18 protein-coding genes and 1 tRNA gene are annotated in these 21,307 nt (G+C 68.1%); 8 read left to right on the forward strand and 11 right to left on the reverse strand.

What is annotated here, in order from left to right; all coding sequences use genetic code 11:
- Positions 1-45: 45 nt before the first annotated feature.
- The 5 genes from MMF96_RS00770 to MMF96_RS00790 form a co-directional block, all read right to left on the reverse strand.
- Entirely contained in the window at positions 46-2,280 is a 2,235-nt protein-coding gene (locus MMF96_RS00770; protein ID WP_256882233.1) for a DUF222 domain-containing protein, read from the reverse strand.
- A 92-nt stretch (positions 2,281-2,372) separates the two neighbouring features.
- Entirely contained in the window at positions 2,373-3,770 is a 1,398-nt protein-coding gene (gene radA, locus MMF96_RS00775) for a DNA repair protein RadA (protein WP_176615358.1), read from the reverse strand.
- A 60-nt stretch (positions 3,771-3,830) separates the two neighbouring features.
- Positions 3,831-4,958 carry an aromatic acid exporter family protein gene (locus MMF96_RS00780; RefSeq protein ID WP_256882234.1) on the reverse strand — a complete coding sequence of 376 codons (1,128 nt, stop codon included), beginning with the start codon at positions 4,956-4,958 and terminating at the stop codon, positions 3,831-3,833.
- Positions 4,959-5,023: 65 nt separating this feature from the next.
- Complete coding sequence (locus MMF96_RS00785; protein ID WP_176615356.1) at positions 5,024-5,521, reverse strand: MarR family winged helix-turn-helix transcriptional regulator; 498 nt, start codon at positions 5,519-5,521, stop codon at positions 5,024-5,026.
- A gap of 10 nt (positions 5,522-5,531) precedes the next feature.
- On the reverse strand, positions 5,532-7,193 hold the full coding sequence (locus MMF96_RS00790) for an MDR family MFS transporter (RefSeq protein ID WP_176615355.1): 1,662 nt from the start codon (positions 7,191-7,193) through the stop codon (positions 5,532-5,534).
- A 342-nt stretch (positions 7,194-7,535) separates the two neighbouring features.
- Here MMF96_RS00790 and pstS point away from each other — a divergent pair, with 342 nt between their 5' ends.
- The 4 genes from pstS to pstB are packed head-to-tail and all read left to right on the forward strand — an operon-like array spanning position 7,536 to position 11,564.
- A complete protein-coding gene (gene pstS, locus MMF96_RS00795) occupies positions 7,536-8,654 on the forward strand; it encodes a phosphate ABC transporter substrate-binding protein PstS (protein ID WP_256882235.1) in 1,119 nt (372 codons plus the stop codon).
- Positions 8,655-8,691: 37 nt separating this feature from the next.
- Entirely contained in the window at positions 8,692-9,636 is a 945-nt protein-coding gene (pstC, locus tag MMF96_RS00800) for a phosphate ABC transporter permease subunit PstC (protein ID WP_256882397.1), read from the forward strand.
- Between the two features lie 11 nt (positions 9,637-9,647).
- Positions 9,648-10,742 carry a phosphate ABC transporter permease PstA gene (pstA, locus tag MMF96_RS00805; protein ID WP_375141390.1) on the forward strand — a complete coding sequence of 365 codons (1,095 nt, stop codon included), beginning with the start codon at positions 9,648-9,650 and terminating at the stop codon, positions 10,740-10,742.
- 42 nt (positions 10,743-10,784) lie between these two features.
- The gene (gene pstB, locus MMF96_RS00810) at positions 10,785-11,564 is read left to right on the forward strand and encodes a phosphate ABC transporter ATP-binding protein PstB (protein WP_176615352.1); all 780 of its coding nucleotides are present in this window, start codon (positions 10,785-10,787) and stop codon (positions 11,562-11,564) included.
- 80 nt (positions 11,565-11,644) lie between these two features.
- On the opposite strand, the gene MMF96_RS00815 is transcribed toward pstB, so the two are convergent.
- The 3 genes from MMF96_RS00815 to MMF96_RS00825 all read right to left on the reverse strand — a co-directional run bounded on the left by MMF96_RS00815 (position 11,645) and on the right by MMF96_RS00825 (position 14,093).
- Positions 11,645-12,652, reverse strand: a complete 1,008-nt coding sequence (locus tag MMF96_RS00815) for an inorganic phosphate transporter (RefSeq protein WP_309145213.1) — start codon at positions 12,650-12,652, stop codon at positions 11,645-11,647.
- A gap of 5 nt (positions 12,653-12,657) precedes the next feature.
- Positions 12,658-13,221 (reverse strand): DUF47 domain-containing protein, encoded by a 564-nt coding sequence (locus MMF96_RS00820; RefSeq protein ID WP_218062878.1) that lies wholly within the window; start codon positions 13,219-13,221, stop codon positions 12,658-12,660.
- Between the two features lie 224 nt (positions 13,222-13,445).
- On the reverse strand, positions 13,446-14,093 hold the full coding sequence (locus MMF96_RS00825) for a hypothetical protein (RefSeq protein WP_176615349.1): 648 nt from the start codon (positions 14,091-14,093) through the stop codon (positions 13,446-13,448).
- Between the two features lie 247 nt (positions 14,094-14,340).
- Here MMF96_RS00825 and MMF96_RS00830 point away from each other — a divergent pair.
- A tRNA-Lys gene (locus MMF96_RS00830) sits at positions 14,341-14,416 on the forward strand.
- Positions 14,417-14,536: 120 nt separating this feature from the next.
- On the opposite strand, the gene MMF96_RS00835 is transcribed toward MMF96_RS00830, so the two are convergent.
- Positions 14,537-15,577, reverse strand: coding sequence for a hypothetical protein (locus MMF96_RS00835; protein WP_256882238.1), 1,041 nt, complete (start codon positions 15,575-15,577; stop codon positions 14,537-14,539).
- A gap of 149 nt (positions 15,578-15,726) precedes the next feature.
- Here MMF96_RS00835 and MMF96_RS00840 point away from each other — a divergent pair, with 149 nt between their 5' ends.
- The 3 genes from MMF96_RS00840 to MMF96_RS00850 are packed head-to-tail and all read left to right on the forward strand — an operon-like array spanning position 15,727 to position 17,697.
- Entirely contained in the window at positions 15,727-16,560 is an 834-nt protein-coding gene (locus MMF96_RS00840; protein ID WP_176615347.1) for a hydroxymethylpyrimidine/phosphomethylpyrimidine kinase, read from the forward strand.
- Positions 16,561-16,602: 42 nt separating this feature from the next.
- Positions 16,603-16,938, forward strand: a complete 336-nt coding sequence (locus tag MMF96_RS00845) for a GNAT family N-acetyltransferase (protein WP_176615346.1) — start codon at positions 16,603-16,605, stop codon at positions 16,936-16,938.
- Positions 16,939-17,697: an SDR family oxidoreductase gene (locus MMF96_RS00850; RefSeq protein ID WP_176615345.1), complete on the forward strand. Its 759-nt coding sequence runs from the start codon at positions 16,939-16,941 to the stop codon at positions 17,695-17,697.
- 82 nt (positions 17,698-17,779) lie between these two features.
- On the opposite strand, the gene MMF96_RS00855 is transcribed toward MMF96_RS00850, so the two are convergent.
- On the reverse strand, positions 17,780-19,375 hold the full coding sequence (locus tag MMF96_RS00855; RefSeq protein ID WP_176615344.1) for an MFS transporter: 1,596 nt from the start codon (positions 19,373-19,375) through the stop codon (positions 17,780-17,782).
- Positions 19,376-19,573: 198 nt separating this feature from the next.
- The gene (locus tag MMF96_RS00860) at positions 19,574-21,289 is read right to left on the reverse strand and encodes a putative PEP-binding protein (RefSeq protein ID WP_256882239.1); all 1,716 of its coding nucleotides are present in this window, start codon (positions 21,287-21,289) and stop codon (positions 19,574-19,576) included.
- Positions 21,290-21,307 lie beyond the last annotated feature (18 nt).

Genomic DNA, 21,307 nt, shown 5'->3' on the forward strand with positions numbered 1-21,307 from the left:
GAAGCGCGGCCTGGCGACGCGCCGTCGCAGAAACCTGGCGGCCCGCTAAAAGGGACACGGCTCCTCGGCTTGGACATGGATGTAGATGCGGCCCGTTGGCGTGGTGGTTTTCGTCCTGCCGGGCCCGTCCGGCTCGACAGTCCAGCCGGTGTCCGGCACGTCCTTGAGCTGATGGCAGAGCAGGTCCCGGGGGCGCAGGTTCTCCACGCTGGTCTCGCCCTTGGGCAGAAGGGTGCCGTCCGGGGCGTACCGGTCCAGCCAAAAGGGCACCGTGTGGTCGAGTTCGCAGGTGGCTGCCGGGTGGTCGCAGCCAATCCCCGTGCAAACGGGGTCCCTGCGGCGCACTTCCGCCGCGATGTCAGCCGGCGGGTGGTAGCGCTGCCGCCCCACGCTCAGCCTGGCCTGGGTGGCCGGGTCGGTCAGCAGGCGTTCCCACCAATACGAACCGGCGGCGAGTTCCCGGGCTTCCGATGGCGGGATGGGGCCGTAGCCTTCAAGGTATCCCGGCTCGTCCAACGCCCCCAGGAGGGTCAGTGCAGGCACGACCACCGAGACCTTGGCCGGAATCCTGGGCGTGAACCAGGACTCGGGCACCGGGCGGCCGGTGTTGTCTCCGGCATTTTCACCGGCGTTGCCGCCGGGAAGGGATGCGCTCCCGCCGCAGCCTGGGATGTCCGTGCTGCCGCGGGTGCCTGGGATGTCCGTGCTGCCGCGGGTGCCTGGGATGTCCGTGCTGCCGCTCCCGCTGCCGCTGCCGCTCCCGCTGCCGCTGCCGCTCCCGCTGCCGCTGCCGCTGCCGCTCCCGCTGCCGCTGCCGCTGCCGCTCCCGCTCCCGCTGCCGCCTGGGTCGGCCTTGCTGCCGCATTTGAGGCAGTAACCGGCCGGGTGCACGAATGCCTGGTGGATGAGGTCAAGGAAGGCATCGGCCCGGTAGTTGTCCAGCGACCGCGACGGGCGGCCAGTGGGAGTGGTCCCGGTGCTGGGCTCCCCGCCCGGCCTGGCCCCCTCACGCTGCGCCTGGCGGGCCCAGGAATCCAGGGAGTCGAAAAGGGATTTTGCCGGAACGGCATCCAGCACCGCGCTGAGCTGGGCCATGCCGTCCGGGAGCGGTGTGAACCAGACACGACGGTCCGTCCGGGCCCTGGTGTGCCGCTCCTCCAAGGGCTCGGGATTGTGCTTGAGTGCCAGCTTGCGGATCTTCCGGGTCAATGCCCTTGGGTTGGTCCGTGACGCGCCAGGCAGGAACATCGGCTCAATCAGCGATTGAATTTCCGCGGGGACGTTCTCCACGCCCGCCAGGATGGCCTTGATCCGGGTCGAATCGAGCAGGCCCTCGCGGTAGAGGCCCATGGTCCCGGGCAGGTTGTCCGCCAGGGTCTCGGCATTGTCCAGCATGAGATGGGCGGTGCCCACCCCGACGCAGTGCAGTGCCATGATCTCCGCAACGGCATACTTGGAACGGTAGGAGTCCTCCTCCAACTCTTCCAGGCGCGTTGCCGGCCGCTCACTGGCCAGGGGAGGCCTGCGGTTGGAGAACTCGGCCAGTGCTGCGTCTTCCATCGCCCGCGCAAAGGCTGCCAGGCGGTTGGCAGCGTGAATGTAGTCCAGGAGATCGTTCGCGCCAAGGCCGCGTGGATCAAGGCCGGCCAGGGCGTCGGCGCTGGAAACCGGCGACCAGGCGACATCCCGTGGGTTGTCCGGCCTTGGGGCGCCCGGCAAATCGGGGACCGCCGCCCGGATGGCCCGTACCCGGCCCAGGTCCCGTGGTCCCGTAAGCATCGATGGGGCGCCTGCCGGTTCTGGAAACGGCGGGACGGTGGGACCGCCCTCGGCGTGGGCGGACTGGGGAGTGCCGGAGCCGGGCCGGCAGTTGGCCGCGCCTGCGTCGTGGCCGCGCCACCTGTCGTTCAGGCTGGTACCGGGCCATCCGTCGCCGCCCCGCCACGTGCCGCCCATACTGGTACCGGGCCATCCGTCGTCGGGCATGGACGCAATGAGCCGTGTGATGTCCGCGTCGCTGGGCCAGGCACGTGAATCGTCGGGGATGGCCAGCTGACGTGCGCAGTCGGCGTCGGTGGTTTCCGGGGCGGCTTCGTCGGCGTAGGGATCGGAGGCGATCAGCGCGGCCAGGGCCGCCTCGGCCGTGACGTCGCCGTAGGAGACAGGGGTCGGTGGCGCGTACCCCTGGTCCTCCAACCGGTGGCTGGGGGTTTGATCCAAAAGAGGCGGTCCGGCGGGGGTGGAATTCCCGTAGCTGCCGGGCCGGTCCATCGTGCCCATGTTCCAATGATACCTAATAAACAGCAAAAAAGTAACAGTTTCTAGAAATTATATTCTAATAGTTTCGCAACGGAATCCCCAGGGTTGTGCGCCTACAGCTGAAGCAGGATTTCGGTGGCTTCGGCAATGTGTTCGATCTGCTTGACCACGAAATTCGGCGGGATGGTGCCGGGCCCGGCGGGACTGGCCGGCACCAGGGCGTGCGTGAACCCCAACCGGGCTGCCTCCTGGATGCGCTGGTTGATGCCCGGCACGGGGCGCACCTCGCCGGCCAGCCCCACCTCGCCGAAGGCCACCAGCTTGGGGTGCATGGGCCGGTTGATCTTGGCCGAGGCGATGGCCATGGCCACCGCCAGGTCCATGGCGGGCTCGGACAGGCGGGCGCCGCCGACGGTTGCCACGTAGCTGTCGTCGCCATCCAGGCGCAGTCCGGCCCGCTGCTGGAGCACGGCCAGGAGCATCCCGACGCGGGCGGAGTCCAGCCCGCTGACCGTCCTGCGTGGCTGCGAACCGGTGGAGGTGGTCAACAGGGACTGGACCTCGGCGAGCAGCGGCCGCCGCCCTTCCATCGTCACTGAGATGCAGGTGCCCGAAACGGGATGGCTGGTGCGGGTGGTGAACAGCCCGCTGGGATCCGCCAGCCCCTCGATGCCGTCGTCGGTCAGGTCAAAGCAGCCCACCTCGTCCGTTTGCCCGTATCTGTTCTTGATGGCGCGCAGCAGGCGCAGGCGGGAGTGGCGCTCGCCGTCGAACTGGCAGACCACGTCCACCAGGTGCTCCAGCAGGCGCGGCCCGGCGATGGAGCCGTCCTTGGTCACGTGGCCCACCAGCAGCGTGGTCATGTTCAGGCGCTTGGCCGCGGCAATGAGCGACGCCGCCACCTCGCGCACCTGCGACACCCCGCCGGCGCTGCCGTCCACCATGGCGCTGCTGAACGTCTGCACGGAGTCCACGATCAGGAGCACCGGCTGCACGGCCTCCACCTGGCCCAGAGCCGTGCCCAGGTCGGTTTCGGCGCCGAGGTAGAGGGTGTCGGCGACGGCACCAATGCGCTCCGCGCGCAGCTTCACCTGGGCGGCGGATTCCTCGCCGGTCAGGTACAGCACCTTTTGCGGTTTCCGGCCGTGTTCGTTGCGGGCAAATTTCGCCGCCACGTCCAGCAGCAGCGTGGACTTGCCCACGCCGGGTTCGCCGGCCAGCAGGATGACCGCGCCGGGCACCATGCCGCCGCCCAGCACGCGGTCCAGTTCGGGCACCCCGGTCAGGTTGTGGGCGGCCTTGGACGCGTCCACTTCCGAGATCAGCTGGGCGGGGCGCACCACGGTGGTGGCCGCCGTGGTGCGGACCGTGACGGTGCCGACTTCCTCCAGCGTCCCCCACTCCTGGCATTCGCCGCAGCGGCCCACCCACTTGACGGCCGTCCACCCGCATTCGGTGCAGCGGAAGTTCTGCCCCGTGGATTTGGGTGCCTTCGTAGTCTTTGTTGCCATGGAACAACCCTAGCGCCGGGCACTGACACCCGGTGCCGTGAGGGGGAGGGCTGTGGAGAACTACAGCTTGGGCAGCAGTGAGCGGGCGTCGGCCGGGTCCATTTTCGCCGTCTCCAGCAGGTCCACCATCAGCGTGCGGAAGAGAAGCACCAGGGCCTCGCCTTCCATCCGCGTGATTTCCAGCTTGCCGGGGTGCAGCCGGGTGGCGATGTCCGCCAGGGTGTCCCGTGCGTGGCCCAGGGAGGCCTGCCTGGGGTTCGACGGCGAGTGGGCCAGTGCCGCGCCCAGCTCGTCGAGGGCGGCGGCCGAGTCGCTAAGCACTTCGGCCAGGTGCATGCTGCCGGCCTCTGACAGGGCGGCGTTGGTGATGGCGCTGGCCAGCCTGCGGGCCAGGACACGGCTGGAACGCATGGCGTAGTCCAGCCGCTCCATCAGCCGCGCCATCCCCTCCACCTCCTCCAAATGCCGCCGGTACAGCGGCGAGAGCCTGGCAATTTCCACGGCGCCGTGGAGGCCCTGGCGCATGGCGTCGATGCGGGGCTGCTGGCTGCGGGCCCGCACCAAGGCGTGCCAGGCGGTGGTGGCGTCGTTGTAGGAGAGGGCGGAGGCGCATTCGCGCAACACCAGGGAGAGTTCCCCCAGCGTGACCTTGAGATCGTCCTTGGGCGCGCGGCGGGGGTCCCGGGGCACCAGGAGCGTTGCGGCCAAGGCAAAGCAGCCGCCCACGACTGCGTCAATGCTGCGCGTGAAGGGCCCGCCGGCGGGGAGGGGGAGCAGGACCACCAGAAGAGATTGCAGGGCGAGCTGTGTGGTGAAGATGGCCCCTGAATCCAGGAACCTGGCCAGCAGGATGGACAGGAAGACCACCAGGGCCGCCTGCCAGATGCCCGAACCCAGCCAGTGCAGCAGCGCGTCGCCAAGGATGATCCCGATGGTGCACCCGAGCCCTACCTCCAGGACCCGCCGCAGCCGGGGGTCCCGGGAAAATCCGAGGGCGATGATGGCACTCGTGGCGGCAAACAGGGGGCCGTGGTGGCCCAGCACCAGGGAGGAAAAATAGTACGCGCCCACGGCGCAGACGGTGATCAGCAGCGCCTGGAGGGAGGAATTCGCGCTGCGGCGCAGGCCCAGGCGGGCACGCCGTTTCAGGAATGTGAGGGTCTTGGGAGACCGGACCGGCGCAGGCATGGGACCCAGTCTATGCGGAACGGCCCGCCCCGGACGCTGCTGGCGCAGGTGGGGCGGGCCGGGCTTCAGTCGCGGTTTTCGTTCAGCCTGTCCAGCAGTTCAGCGAAGCGCCTGACTTCCCCCGTGTCCCATTCGGCGAGCCGGTCGTAGAGGACCTTGCGGGCCTGCGCCTGGGTCGCATCGAAGCGGGTGTGGGCCTGGTCCGTCATGGCCACCAGGTGGGCGCGCCCGTCACTGGGGTCCGGGGTGCGGGCCACCAGGCCCAGTTCCTCAAGCTGCTTGATGGACCGGCTCATCGCGGCCTTGTCGGCATCCACCTTGTGCGCCAGGGCGATCTGTTGGATGGGGCCCGACTGGGAGAGGATGGTGAGCACCTTGAAGCCCATGGGCTGCAGTTCGGGGTGGATCGCCGCCGCCCGGCTGATGATGCTCTTGCGGGTCTTGATGATCATGATCCCGAACTGCCGCTCGACGTCCCGGATGGCGTCCTGCAGGGCGGGATCGACGGCGTCCGACTGCGCCACCGGCGGCAGTTCCGGCGGCACGGCAAAGGGGTCGGTCATGCAGTCCATTTTAGCGCCGAACCACCGGCAGGTTCCCGGTCGCGGTGCCGGGGGCCACGGCCACGAGTGCTTCACTGACGTCGGCAAGGTTCTGCTCAGCGCTTTCCAGATCGAGGATCCCGGTGGCCGCGGCGTCGCTCTTCTCGCGCTGGTCGCGCGTCTGGCTGCTGAGTTCCAGGTTGGGCAGGAAAACAATGGCGAGGATTGTCAGGATGCTCAGGGGTGCGGCAATCATGAATACAAAGGCCACCGAGTCGCCGTAACTGGATTCAATGATGGACCGGACGGAGTCGGGCAGGCTGTGGACGGCCGGAATGCTCCCGCCGGCCAGGGCTGCGCCCAGCGCCTTGCCCTGTGCGCCGAGTGCCGCGATGGCCGCCTGCAGCTCGGCCGCCTTGCCGCCGAGCACATCCACCACCTTGGTGGCCATGAGTGCGCCGAGGACGGAGACGCCGATGGTGCCGCCGAGGGAGCGGAAGAAGGCAATGCCGGAACTTGCCACGCCAATCTCCGCCGGGGTGACGGCGTTCTGGACGATCAGGACCAGGTTCTGCATGACCATGCCCAGGCCGGCGCCGAGGACGAACATGTACAGGGAGACCAGCACAAAGTTGGTGTCGTAGTGGATGGTGCCCAGCATGAACAGGCCCGCCAGCTGCAGGACGGATCCGAGGACCATGACCATCTTCCATTTGCCAAACTTGGAGATCAGGGCCCCGGCGATGGTGGAGACGATGAGCAGGCCGGCCATCATGGGGATGGTCATCAGGCCGGACTGGGTGGCGTTGGCGCCACGGGCCAGCTGCATGTACTGGGCCAGGAACACCGAGGTGCCGAACATGGAGACGCCGACGGAAATTGAGGCGACGACGGACAGGGTGAAGGTGCGGTTCCTAAACATGGCCAGCGGGATGATCGGTTCGGAAGCCTTCAGCTCCACGATGACGAAGGCGACGAGGGCGGCGGCCGCGCCGCCCACCATCAGCGCGGTGGTGGTGCTGGCCCAGTCAAACTGGGTTCCGGCCAGGGACACCCAGACAAGCAGCAGCGAGACGCCGGCCGAAAGCAGGACAATGCCCGCGTAGTCGATCGACACCTTGCGCTTGGCCTGGACCGGCAGGTGGAGCGTTTTTTGGATCAGGATGATGGCGATGGCGGCGAAGGGGAGCGCCACGAAGAAGTTCCAGCGCCAGTTGATGGCGTCGGTGATGAAGCCGCCGATCAGCGGGCCGCCCACGGTGCCCAGGGCCATGACGGCACCAAACAGGCCCATGTACTTGCCGCGCTCACGGGGGGAGATGATGTCCGCCATGACGATCTGGCTCAGGGCGGTCAGGCCGCCGGCGCCCAGTCCCTGAAAGACGCGCATGGTGATGAGCATCGAGGTGTCCTGCGAGAAGCCGGCAATTGCGGAGGCGACCACGAAGACCACCAGGGCCAGCTGCAGCAGGACCTTGCGGTTGGAAAGGTCCGCGAGCTTGCCCCAGATCGGGGTTGAAATGGTGGTGGCCAGCAAGGTTGCCGTCACCACCCAGGTGTAGGCGGTCTGGTCGCCGTGCAGGTCCGAGAGGATGACGGGCAGCGAGGTGGACACCACGGTGCCGGCGAGGATGGAGACGAACATGCCCATCAGGAGTCCGGTGAGGGACTGGATCACCTGACGGTGCGTCATGCCGGAGTCGGACAATGCCGGATCCGGTCTGTTGGTTTTGGCTGTTTGCGACACGGGTGCTCCAAGAGTGGGATCAATAACGGTTGATTTATGACAACTATATAAGAATTGGTTGCCTTTTAGCAACCAATTCTTTCGTGGGCTGCATCTCACCCCGGCACATCCGGGCGGGCCGCGCAAGGTACCCCGGGCAGCCGGGGATGTGTCCGGCGTCGCACCCGAAAAACCAAGAATCCCATCAGCGTTAACCTTCCGTTCACTTGTGTTGGACCGTTGTGTCATGTCACCGCCGTAGCTTCAAGGGGTAAGGAACCCCTGAAACCCATCGAAGAGGTAATTCGCGTGAAGGCACTTCACATTGGCCGCGTGGCAGCAGTTCTCACCGTCGGCGCACTCGCACTGACTGCCTGTGGCACGGACAACGCCGTGACCCCCGGCAACGGCGGCTCCTCCACCAGCGCGGCCGGCACCTCCGTCACCGGCACGCTGACCGGCACGGGCGCCACCTCCATTTCCGCCGCCATGGATGCCTGGAAGGCCGGCTTTGAGTCAGCCAACTCCGGCGCACATGTCCAGTATTCGCCGGAAGGTTCCGGCGCAGGCCGCAAGGCGCTCATCGCCGGTGCCGTGCAGTTTGCCGGCTCAGACGCGTACATGAAGGATGCCGAGCTCGCCAGCGCGAAGGCCAAGTGCGGTCCCGCCGGCGCCATCGACGTCCCCTGGTACATCTCCCCGATCGCCGTGGCTTTCAACGTCCCTGGTGTGAAGAACCTCAAGCTCGACGCCGACACGGTCGCCAAGATCTTCCGCGGCGGGATCAAGAACTGGAACGACCCGGCCATCAAGGCCTCGAACCCCTCCGCCACGCTGCCGGACCTGGCCATCACGCCCGTGCACCGCTCGGACAACTCGGGCACCACCGAAAACTTCACCGACTACCTGGCGCAGGCCGCCAAGGGCGTCTGGACCGATGAGAAGTCCGGCGACTGGCCCTCCGCACTGCCGGGTGAAAACGCCAAGGGCACCTCCGGCGTCGTAAAGACCGTGACTGAGACGCCCGGCGCCGTCACCTACGCCGACGACTCCGCCGTCACCGGCACCCTGGGCAAGGTTGAGCTGAAGGTGGGCGATGCATACGTGCCCGTCACCGCCGAGGCCGCCGCCAAGGCCGTTGATGAGGCGAAGGCCGTACCGGGCCGCAACGCCAACGACCTCTCGCTGAAGCTGGACCGCACCACCACGACCGCCGGCGCCTACCCCGCCGTGCTGGTCTCCTACGCCGTGTTCTGCGGCAGCTACGCGGATGCCAATACCGTCGACCTGGTCAAGGCCTTCGGCAACTACGCGGTCAGCGACGCCGGCCAGAAGGCCGCCGCCGACGCTGCCAAGAGCGCCCCGTTGTCCGCCGCCCTCGCCGCGAAGGCAAAGGCCGCGATCGATTCCATCACCGTCGCCAAGTAGGCTGCGGCAAAGCAACATAAAAGGTACCAGGTTGTCCATTATTACCAAGCCCGCACCCAAGGCGGGAACAAGGCAGGCCGGCCCGGGCCGTGCCGGGGACAAGGTGTTCTCCGGCGCGGCGCTGGGTGCCGGCGTGCTGATTGTGGTGGTGCTGTTCGCCGTCGCCATGTTCCTGGTCATCCAGGCCCTGCCGACGTTCAGCGCTGCACCCGGCGATATCACGGGAGGGAAGGGGTTCGCCTCCTACATTTTCCCGATTGTCGTCGGCACGCTGATCGCAGCAGCCATTGCGCTGGTCATCGCCACGCCCATCGGCATTGCAGTGGCACTGTTCATCTCGCATTATGCGCCGCGCGGCATGGCACGGGGCCTGGGTTATGTGGTGGACCTCCTGGCAGCCATTCCGTCAGTCATCTACGGCGCCTGGGGTGCCACGTTTCTGGCGGCCCAGCTGAAGGTGCCGTACCAGTGGCTGGCGGACAACCTTGGCTGGATCCCCATTTTTGGCGGCCCGGCGTCCGGGACGGGCAAGACGATCCTGACGGCCGGCATCGTGCTGGCGGTCATGGTCCTGCCCATCATTGCCTCCCTTGCCCGCGAGATCTTTCTCCAGGCGCCCATGCTGCACCAGGAAGCTGCCCTGGCGCTGGGTGCCACCCGCTGGGAAATGATCCGGATGGCCGTGCTTCCCTTTGCCCGCGGCGGCATCATCAGCGCCGTCATGCTGGGATTGGGACGGGCTTTGGGCGAGACCATGGCAGTGGCTCTGGTCCTTTCCTCCGGACCGTTGATCGCCTCGCTGATCCGCTCCGGCAACCAGACCATCGCCGCCGAGATCGCCCTTGACTTCCCCGAGGCGTTTGGGCTGCGCCTCAGCGAACTGATAGCCGCGGGCCTGGTGCTGTTCCTCATCACCCTGCTGGTGAACATGGTGGCCCGCTGGATCATCAGCCGCCACAAAGAATTCTCGGGAGCCAACTGATGGCCGTGCCCATGACCGAACGGAAGCGTTCCGCCCTCACCCGCGGACGCCTGCCCACTTACACGCCCCATGTGGTGGCCGGCTCGGCCATTGTGGTGGCGGCGGCGCTGATGGCGCTCATCGGCTTCAACGCCTTTGGCTGGGGCGTGCTCTCCGCCGTGCTGTTTGCCGCGGGCAACGTGGCCAGTTCCGCCATCGTCGAAGGCCGCCGCAAGGCCGTGGACAAACTGGCCACCTCCGTCGTGGTGGGTGCATTCCTGGTGGCCCTGCTGCCGCTGGTCTCGGTGATCTGGACCGTATTGGTCAACGGCGTCCCGGGCCTGCTGGCCCCGGGCTTCCTGGGCACGTCCATGAACGGCGTCACGGGTGCTGTCGACAACGCCTCGGTCGCCAACCACACCCCGGTGCTCGGCGGCGTCTACCATGCCATGCTGGGCTCGGTGCTGATCACGCTGTGGGCCACCGTCATATCCGTGCCCGTGGGCCTGCTGACCTCCATCTACCTGGTGGAATACAGTGCAGACAACAAGTTCTCCAAGGTCATCACCTTCCTGGTGGACGTCATGACCGGCATCCCTTCCATCGTGGCGGGCCTGTTTGCCGCAGCGTTCTTCGGCCTGGTCATGGGGCCGGGGACCAAGACGGGGTTTGTGGCCGCCGTGGCCCTTTCGGTGCTGATGATCCCCGTCGTGGTGCGCTCCAGCGAGGAAATGCTGAAAATCGTCCCCAACGAACTGCGCGAGGCCGCCTACGCGCTCGGGGTCCGCAAGTGGCGCACCATCCTCAAGGTGGTCATTCCGACGGCGATCTCCGGCATTGCCTCCGGCGTCACCCTGGCCATTGCCCGGGTCATCGGCGAGACGGCGCCGCTGCTGGTCACGGCGGGCTTTGCCTCCCAGATCAACTCGAACGTGTTTGCCGGCTGGATGGCGTCCCTGCCCACGTTCATCTACACGCAGATCATGACGCCCACCTCGCCGTCCAACCCGGACCCGTCGGCGCAGCGCGCCTGGGCCGCGGCCCTGCTGCTGATCCTGCTGGTCATGCTCCTGAACCTGGGCGCCCGCCTGGTGGCCCGCATCTTTGCGCCGAAAACCGGCCGGTAGAACCTTAGTACCTTAGCAACCCAGAAACGGAAATTCTTCACCATGTCCAAACGTATTGATGTCAGTGACCTGAACGTCTACTACAGCGACTTCCTGGCCGTCGAGGATGTCAACATCACCCTCGATGCCAAGTCGGTCACCGCCTTCATCGGCCCCTCGGGCTGCGGGAAGTCCACGTTCCTGCGCACCCTGAACCGCATGCACGAGGTCATCCCCGGCGCCCGGGTAGAGGGCAAGGTGCTGCTGGACGGGGACAACCTCTATGCCGACGGCGTGGACCCGGTGACCGTCCGCAGCCAGATCGGCATGGTGTTCCAGCGCCCCAACCCGTTCCCCACCATGAGCATCCGCGACAACGTGCTGGCCGGCGTGAAGCTGAACAGCCGGCGCATGCCCAAGTCCGATGCCGACGAACTCGTGGAGAAGTCCCTGCGCGGCGCCAACCTGTGGAACGAGGTCAAGGACCGCCTGGGCAAGCCCGGTTCCGGCCTGTCCGGCGGCCAGCAGCAGCGCCTGTGCATTGCCCGGGCCATTGCCGTCTCACCCGAGGTGATCCTGATGGACGAGCCCTGCTCGGCCCTGGACCCCATCTCCACACTGGCCATTGAGGACCTCATCAACGAGCTCAAGGACGAATACACGGTGGTGATCGTCACGCACAACATGCAGCAGGCCGCGCGTGTTTCCGACAAGACGGCGTTCTTCAACATTGCCGGCACCGGCAAGCCGGGCAAGCTGATCGAGTTTGCCGAGACCGCCACCATCTTCAACAACCCGTCGCAGAAGTCCACCGAGGACTACGTCTCCGGCCGCTTCGGATAGGCGCCCGCTTCGGACAGGCGCCCGCGGCGCCCAGGCAAGCGGCGCCCAGGCGAGCGGCGCCCAGGCGAGCGGCGGCGCGCTCAGGCGAGCGGCGAGAGGGCCAGGAAGAACAGCGCGCCCAGGAAGGCGCAGGCAAAGGGCGTGGCCACCCACATCCACACGATCCGGCCCAGGATGCGGCCGTTGGCCACGGAAAAGCGCTGGTTCCGCCCGGCGCCGGCAATCGCGGCGGTGACGGTATGCGTGGTGGACAGCGGCAGCGCCAGGCCGATCGCACCGACAAACAACAGCACCGCGGCCACGATCTCGGCCACGAAGCCGCGCATCGGGTCCAGCCGGACCAGGCGGTGGCCCAGCGTGTAGGAGATCCGCCACCCGCCGGCCAGCGTTCCGGCCGTCAGCGCCACTGCCGTAAAGGCCGGCACCCACAGCGGAATATTGCCTTCCGCGCCCACCCCGGCGGCCAACAGCGCAAACAGGACAACCGCCGTCGTGCGCTGGCCGTCCTGCAGGCCGTGCCCGAAGGCCACGGCAGCGCCGGCCACGGACTGGATCTGGCGGGTGCGGCGGAAGGCCCGCCCCGGCGTCGTGTTCCGGAAGGCCCAGGACGTGGGGTGGACGGCCGCGAAGCCCAGCACAAAGGCGATCACGGGGGACAGCAGCAGCGGCAGCACCACCAGCGTCAGCAGCGTGCCGTTGATGCCCTGCAGGGGAGGGTGCCCCAGCGCCGCGGAGCCCAGCGAGGCCCCCACCAGCCCGCTGATGAGCGCATGCGTGGACGACGACGGATACCCCCGCCACCACTGGTACAACCCCCACAGGCAGGCGCCCGACAAGCCCGCCAGCAGCATGATCAGCCCCGTGCGGCCCGCCGGCACCGTGAACAGGTGGCCGGCAAACACAGCCACCGCGTACACGCTCAGCACGGCGCCCACGCAGTTGAACAGCCCGGCGAGGAGCACGGCCACGGTGGGTGTCAGCGCCCGGGTGCGCACGGAAAGTGCGACGGCGGTGGAGGCATCGCGGAAACCGTTCAGGAAGGCGAAAACCGCCGCCGCAACGAGCACGGCGCCAAGCAGGAACGGCACCAAGGTCAGGATTCCTTGACGATGATGCTGCCCACCTGCGTGGCCACCGCCTTCATCTTGGTGCTGGCCGCGGCAAACTGGTCGGCCACCGAACGGTACCTGGCGAAACTGGCGGGACTGTGGTTCTCCAGCAGCTCGGCCACCAGGATGCGGTGCGTGTGGTCCGCGCGCTTGGCCAGGCGCAGGATTTCCAGCCAGTAGTCCTCGAGCGAGTCGAGATCGTTCAACGCCTTCATGGCCGACGCCGTCAGCTCGGCCTGGCGGGACAGGATCTCCAGCACGTCCGCGCCGCGGGGCGGGATGCGCTCGAGCGTGTACAGCTCAACGAGTTCGGCCGCGCCCGTGAGCATCTCGCACGCCTCGTGCAGCAGCCGGCCCAGGGCGTACAGGTCTTCGCGGGGGAGCGGGTTGATGAAGCTGGTGCGCATGGTGGTCAGCAGGGTCGAAAACGCGGCGGTGGCGGTGCCTTCGTGCTGGCGCATGGTTTCGGCGAGGGCGGGGAAGTCGCCGCGGCGCGCGCCGAGCAGTTCGGCCAGGGTCTGGGTGCCCGCGACGAGTTGCTCCGCCATGAGTGCAAGGCTGTCCAGACCGGCACTTTCACGGGGGAAGAGGCGCAACTTCACGTTTGGGGCCTTTGTTTATGGGGCATAAAAGTGGTGTCGAACCGGGAGCGCCTCTCGGCACTGGGCCGCTCGAAGCGGCTATAAAATGGAGCCCGGGGGTTCCGCGGTTCGACACCACTTTTAGTGTTCTACGTTGCGTCCCTGCTGTCAACCGGACGCCGTGGGCGCCCTTAGTCCAGTTCGCCCTTCCGCCACGCCACGGCCGCGCCTTCGAGGTCCTCGGCCGTGCGCACCAGCTGGTGCGCCTTCTTGTTCAGGGACAGGGCGTGCTCCGGATGTGCGGCCTTCCGGTCGACGGCGACGGCGGCCTGTCCCAGCGCCACCACCCGGCAAAACGCGGCGGAGCGTTCCAGCGCCACGTCGAAGTCGCCGTCGAACGCGCCGGAGAGGATGGCGTCGGCCATGGTGGTGATTTCCTCCGCGCCGGGCGGCTCCGCGACGCCGGCCACGGCGTTGGCAACCTGCGCCCGGTGCTGGCCGGCCCGGAAGAAGACGCTGATGCCTTCCGGGTCCCGCAGCGTGGCGGCGCGCAGGGCATAGAGGCGCCACAGGGCGCCGGGCAGGGAACCGGCAGGGCTGGCGGCCCACATCTCCGCAATGGCCTCCAGGCCCTGGCGGTCCGCGAGCTTGACCAGCCGTTTGGTGATGGCGGGGTCGTTGCTCTCCCGGCCGCCGCGGACCAGCGCGCGGGCGGCAAGGTGCGCCGCCTCGGACACGCGGGCCGGGTCCGTCCCGCCGGCGAACGGCTCAAAGTCTGCCGGTGCAAACGGCAGTGGCTTGTGCGGTCGGGGTGCTCGGTTGCCTGGTCCATCGTTCATGATCTGACACTACGCCAGCTGCGCGGCGCGGTCGAGGAAGCGGCCCGGGCGGCCGTCCAACCAATGTCCGGTGCCGGGCCGCCGAGGCTGCGGAGCTTGCCGCCGGCCCGGGCGCGGAGGGGGCCCGAACGGGCGCCCGGGATGCGTTCCACGCCGGATTCCCGGCCGAAATTGCATTCCGGCGCATGCCGTGCGGTAGTCTGAATTCCGAGAACTTTTCCTTCTGCGGGAAGGTTGTCAACAGGTCGGGCCTTTAGCTCAGTTGGTAGAGCATCGGACTTTTAATCCGTGGGTCGCGGGTTCGAGCCCCGCAGGGCCCACCAAGTACAAAAATCCCCGTTCCTGCACGGCAGGGGCGGGGATTTTTTATGCCCGGCGCGCCCCAACACGCGCCGTGGCACCCTCCCGGCCCGGCAGGAAGCACAGGCGCGCCCGGCCGCGCGTCAGGGGTGCGGCGTGCCGCCGGCGTTGACGGCGGCCGCATCGGCGGCCCCGGGCAGCTCCAGCGCGGTCCTGGTGGCCCGGCCGATGCAGTCGCCGAACATCGTCGGGAACTTGTGCGGGAACAACCGGGTGACGGTGCCGCCGGAGAATTGGATCTCGGTGGCCAGCATGGCGTTGCGGCCCACCAGCTGCCCCGACGCCACCTGCAGGGTCATGTCCTGGTGGCGCTCCATCGCCTTGAGCCGGTCGGTGGTGTAGGAGATGTCCCGGGGCGTGTAGTTGCCCACCAGCGGCTGGATCCACTGCGCCACCGCGTGGCCCGTATGGGTGGCAGGGCCGCCCAGGGATTGGCTGACGCATTGGATGAGGTCTCCCATCCACTGCGTTGCGGCGGGCCCCGACATTGAGACCAGGCGCATGGTGTCGGAGTTGCCGTCCCTGCCGGTGAATTCCAGCACCGAAAACAAGGCGTCCCCGAGGAGGTTGGAGCGCGTGGTGCTGCTCATGGTGAGGTGGGCGTTGGAAACGCCGTTGATGAACCCCCGCATGGTGGCGGCGTTGCCGGCAATCATGTTCCCGGACCCGGCAAGGTGCCCGGCGCCGACGCTGGTGGAGCGGGCGAACATCTTCATGGCATGCTCCAGGCCGCCGACGATGGCCCCGGAGGTTTCCTGGTCGAAATGGCGTTCCAGTTCAACGACGCTGGCGGCGTGGACGCTCACGCAGGAGGAGTCCGTGCCGAAGGCCGATTCGTGCGGGCGGATGGACAGCGCTGAGAGTTCCTCGTCGATTCTGCGCGAGTACGTAAAATCAGTTTCATTGAAGGCCATTGCCCTGCGCCGGGCGTTGAGGCCCGTCAGCAGCACGGGGACGCCGATGGCGGCCAGAATCACGGCAGGGACAAGCCACCCGGCGGAGCTGCCGCCCAGGCCGAGGACAAGGAAGAACAACGCCAGTGCGTCCAGTATTGCTCCCCACAGGACATGGGTGGTGCGCAGCATGGTCTGTGCATGCTGCGAGTACGGTGCCTTGCGTTTCATTCCGGTGCTCCTTGCTTGCGGTGAAGTGGTTCCGCTGTGCTGTTAACTGCCGATGCTACGGGGAGGCACCCACATGGCCCGTCATGGCAAGTCATGGAGGTAGTGGCCGCTGCCGGGCCTTCTTCCGCCCCGGATGGCAGGATGGAGACATGACTTCAACAGCACCCGCCCTTGCCCTGGCCATTGCCGGCTCCGAGGCGACCGGCGGCGCCGGCGCCCAGGCCGACCTGAAGACGTTCCAGGAGCTGGGCGTCTTCGGCATTGTGAACCTTACCTGCATCGTCTCCTTTGATCCCCGGGACAACTGGAACCACCGTTTCGTGCCGGTGGACCAGCAGGTCATCGCGGACCAGCTGGAAGCCACCACCGCAGCGTACGGTGCCGGTTCCGGGGCAACCACGGTGCTGGAGACGGTGAAGATCGGCATGCTGGGCAGCCCCGCCACCATCACCACGGTGGAAACCGCCTTGAAGGGGGCGGGCTTCAAGAACGTGGTGCTGGACCCGGTGCTGATCTGCAAGGGCCAGGAGCCCGGCCACGCCCTCGACACCGACCAGGCACTGAAGGCGCAGATCCTGCCCCTGGCCACCTTTGTCACGCCCAACCACTTCGAGGCGGAATCACTCTCCGGGATGGAAATCCACAACGTTGGGGACCTGAAGGCAGCGGCGCGCAGGATCCACGGGATCAGCGGCGCCGCCGTGCTCGCCAAGGGCGGGGTGAGGCTGTCAGGCGCGGACGCCGTCGACGTTTTCTTTGACGGTGAAACGCTGGAGGTCCTCTCCGCCCCGAAGGTGGGCGACGTGGCTGTCTCCGGGGCCGGGTGCTCCCTCGCCGCGGCCGTCACGGCGGAGCTGGCCAAGGGTGCCACGCCGTTGGAAGCGGCCCGCTCGGCCAAGGCGTTTGTCACAGAAGGCATCCGGAACCGGGTGGTTTCCGGTGCCCCGTTCACCGCCCTGTGGCAGGGCGGCGCTGCCGGCTAAGGATCTGTTGCCAGCGTCCCGGCATTGTGCCAAGCTCAGTTCATGAGCGATGAAACTGCCGGGCGCGGCGACGCATTTGAAGCAGATGTGACCATGGTCCGCAACGATGCGCGGCACCGTTACGAGCTGCACGTTGGCGCGGAACTGGCCGTCATCATCATGTTCCGCGAGCTGCCCGGGCACATCGACCTCATCCACACCGAAACCCAGCCCGGCTTCGACGGCCGCGGCCTGGCGAAGGTGCTGGTGCGCTACGCGCTTGACGACGTGGTGGCCTCGGGCAAGCGCATCATTCCGCACTGCCCGTACGTGGCCCGGTTCGTGGAGAAGAACCCGGATCTTTACGCGCAGTACACCGACCTCCCCGCCGAGCTGTAGGTGCCGCCCACCGCGCTCATCACGGGAGCCACATCCGGGCTGGGGGCGGAATTTGCCCAGCAGCTGGCCCGCTCCCGGCACAGCCTGGTCCTGGTGGCACGCGACGTTGCCCGGCTCGAGGCGAAGGCGGCCCGCCTGCGCCAGGACTTTGGCGTGGACGTGGAGGTCCTGCCCGCGGACCTGTTGACGGACGACGGCGTTGCCCGCGTGGGTGCCCGGCTGGCGGACCGCGCCCGGCCCGTCGGCGTGCTGGTGAACAACGCCGGCTTTGGCCTGGTGACGGCGTTTGAGCACAGCAGCGTGAAGGAGGAGACGGACCAGCTGCGGATCCTGGTGCGCACGCCCATGCAGCTGATGCACGCGGCCCTTGAGGGGATGCTGGAACGCGGCAGCGGCCGGATCATCAACGTGGCGAGCGTGGCAGGGTTCATCCCGCGAGGCTCCTACGGTGCGGCCAAGGCGTGGGTCATCAGTTTCAGCCGCTTCGCGAACCTGCGGTACGGGCCGCGCGGCGTCCACGTGACGGCGGTCTGCCCGGGCTTTGTACACACGGAATTCCACCAGCGGATGGGTGCCAACATGGGGCGCATCCCGAAGTGGATGTGGCTGGACCCGGAACCGGTGGTGCGCGAAGGCCTGGCCGACTCCGCCCGCGGCAAGTCGGTGTCCATCCCCTCACGGCGATACTCCACGCTCATCGCGCTCAGCCGCCTGGTCCCGGACCGGGTGGCGGCGGCCGCCGGGAACCGCGGCCGGTAGCCGTGTCCGTGGAGGCCGAACCGGCCTCCACGGCATCCCGGGGGCGGCATCCCGCGGGGTTTTTGCGGGGGCGGCAGGCGCCCTATTCCGGGCGGCCCACCGTGATCGGAATGCCCGTGCCCGGCGTGGCCGGCTCGTAGGAGTCGTCGAACGGCAGGTAGTCCATGTCCAGCAGCGGGTTCTCATCCTGCGTGGCCACCAGTTCCTGCGCCTCCTCGATGGTTGCCACGCTTGGCATCGAACCGGGCAGCGGCTTCTGGGCCGATTCGCGCAGGAAGTAGATGGCCACCGCGCCGATGGCGGAGGTGAACATCAGGTAATAGGCCGGCATCATGTCATTGCCGCTCAGCGTGATCAGGCCCTGGATGATGAACGGTGCGGTGCCGCCAAAGATGGCCACGGCGAAGTTGTAGGCAATGCCCATTCCGCCATAGCGGCTGGAGGTGGGGAACAGGGCGGGCAGCGAGGAGGCCAGGTTGGCCACGTAGAACGTCACCGGGAAGGCGATCAGGGCCAGGCCCAGGAGCGTTGACCAGATCGCGCCGACGCCGATCAGCATGAAGGCAGGCAGGGACAGCACCACGGTGCTCAGCGCACCCACCCAGAGGACGGGGCGGCGGCCCACCTTGTCGGAGAGCCTGCCGGTCAGCGGGATGCACAGGGCCATGATGACCAGCACCGGGATGGTCAGCAGCGTCCCGTGGACGGGATCGTAGCCCTTGGAATCTGTCAGGTAGGTCGGCATGTACGACGTCAGCGCGTAGCCCACGGTGTTGGCGGCGGCCACCAGGACCATGGCCAGCACAATCTGGCGCCAGTACACCTTGACCAGGCGGACCGGGCCGTTGGCGGTGTCCTCGTCGCCGGCTGCGGCGGACTTGGCATTTTCCTCGTTGGCGTCGAGGGTGGCCTGGAACTGGGGCGACTCCTCGATCTTCATCCGGAAGTAGATGGCAATGGCGCCCAGCGGCCCGGCGGCCAGGAACGGCAGGCGCCAGCCCCACTGTTCCATGGCGTCCTGGCCGATGGTCAGCTGCAGCACGGAAACCAGTGCGGCTCCAATGGCAAAGCCGAGGTAGCTGCCCAGGTCAAGGATGCTGGCAAAGAAGCCGCGGCGGCTGTCGGGGGCGTACTCGCTGACGAAGGTCGTGGCGCCGGCATACTCGCCGCCGGTGGAGAAGCCCTGGACGAGCTTGAGCACCACGAGCAGCACGGCCGCCCAGATGCCGATCTGGGCGTAGCCGGGCAGCAGGCCCACGGCAAACGTGGAGGCGGCCATGATCAGCAGTGTTGTGGCCAGCACCTTCTGCCGGCCGATCCTGTCACCCAGCCAGCCAAACACGACGCCGCCCAGCGGGCGGGCCAGGAACGTGGCGGCGAAGGTGCCCAGCAGGAACAGTGTCTGCACGGCCGGATCGGCCTCGGGCAGGAACACCGGTCCCATGGTGGCGATCAGGTAGCCGAACACGCCGACGTCGTACCATTCCATCGTGTTGCCGACCACGGTGCCGCCAAGTGCTTTTTTGAGCATTGGCGTGTCCACGACATTGACGTGGCCGACGTCGAGCCGGCGTCGCTTGAGTTTTGGCAGGCGGGGCCTTTTGGGTGCGGCCTGCGGTCCTTCTGCGGTGTCCTCAACACCTTTTTCCGGTTGAATCATGCTTCGGTCCATGGGCATTTGTCCAGCTCCCTACGGAGGTCATTTGCTTGCGGCTTTTAGCGTCGTTGCTACGGGCAGACCGTCAATTCTAGCAGACGGGGCATTTTAGCCCCCGGAAGCGGGTTCTTTCAAGGGTTTTGTGCGCGCTGGCCGGGCCTGCCGAAACCGTGGTCCCGACAGGCCCGATCAGGGGTGCTCGCGCCCGTTCAGCCGGGTTTACAGGCCCAGTTCCGCCAGGACGGGCAGCCCGGCGCGGACCAGTTCGCGTGCCTCGGCGGCGGAGGAGGCGGCCACGGCCCGGCCCGCCAGTTCCCGGGCCTGCGCCGCGGTTACGGAGCGGAGCACGGCGCTGACGGCGGGGAGGGCGCGGGCCGTCATGGACAGGCTGCTGACGCCCAGGCCGGCCAGGACGACGGCGAGGGCCGGGTCCGCGGCCGACTCGCCGCACACCCCCACCGGCTTGGGCGCCGTCCCCGCGGCCGAGGCCTGGGCCGCGGCGCCGTCAACGGTGGCCTGGACCAGTGCCAGCACGGCTGGCTGCCAGGGGTCGTTGAGTGCGGCCAGCGGGCCCAGCTGCCGGTCGGCGGCCATGGTGTACTGGGTGAGGTCGTTGGTGCCCAGGCTGGCAAATTCGACCCGGTCCAGCAGGTGCCGGGAGGTGAGCGCGGCGGAGGGGACCTCCACCATGACGCCCGGCACCTGAAGCCCGGCATCGGCGCACAGCGCGGCAAAGGCGGCAGCCTCGGCGGCCGTGGCGATCATGGGGGCCATGACCCACACCTTGGCCCCGGAGGCGGCCGCGGCGTCGGCGATGGCGGCCAGCTGCCGGGCCAGCACCCCGGGGGAGGTGGTGTCCGTGCGGTAGCCGCGCACGCCCAGTGCGGGGTTGGGCTCGGAGGAGTCGGTCAGGAAGGGCAGCGGCTTGTCCGCGCCGGCGTCCAGCGTCCTGACCACCACCTTCCTGCCGGGGAAGGCGTCAAACACGCCCTTGTACGCGGCCACCTGTTCGTCGTGGCCGGGCTCGGTGTCGTGGCCCAGGAAGCAAAACTCGGTGCGGAGCAGTCCCACGCCCTGGGCCCCGGCGGCAGCCGCGGCCTGGGCATCCTTGGTGCCGCCCACGTTGGCCAACAGGTCAAGGCGCGTGCCGTCGCCCAGCTGCCCCACGCCGTCGAACGTGTCCAGCAGGGAGGCCTGCTCCCGCCATTTGGCGGCCGCGGCGTGCTCGGCGTCGCCGGGCTCGGAGCTGACCAGGCCCTTGGCCCCGTCAACGTAGACGACCGTGTTCTCGGCCAGTTCCTGCACCCCGGCGGCGGCCACCACGGCTGGCAGCCCCAGGTTGCGGGCAATGATGGCCGTGTGGGACTGGGGCCCGCCGCCGGCCGTGACCAGGGCGATGACCTTGGCCGGGTCCAGGGTGGCGGTGTCCGCGGGGGCCAGGTCCTCCGCCACCAGGATGAACGGTTCCGCGGAGTCCGGGATGACGGGGGCGGGGACGCCGCGCAGGGCGGCGACGATGCGGGAGCGCACGTCCAGGACGTCGTGGGAGCGTTCGGCCATGTAGCCGCCCAGGCCGGTGAGCATGGCCGCGACGTCGTTGCCGGCGTCCCAGATGGCCCGCTGCGCCGAGGAGCCGGCGTTGACCAGCTTCACGGCGGCCTTGAGCAGCATGGGGTCGGCGGCCATCTGCGCGGTGGCCTCCAGCACGGCCTTCCCGTCGCCGGAGGCCCGCGAGGCGCGGTCCGCCAGCTCGGCCTTGACCTGGGCCGCCGCGCCCTTCAGCGCGGCGGCGGCAGCCTCCTCCGGAGTGGTGCCCGACCCGTCGGCGGCGGGCAGCCGTTCCCCGGCGGGCGGCTCGGCCAGGGCCGGCGGCATGAGGCGCACGGGCCCCACCACGCGGCCGGGGGTGACGCCGACTCCAACATAGCTCTGCATGAGTTGCTCCTTCGAGTG

This window comes from Arthrobacter sp. STN4, from assembly GCF_024539665.1.
Taxonomy (GTDB): Bacteria; Actinomycetota; Actinomycetes; order Actinomycetales; family Micrococcaceae; genus Specibacter.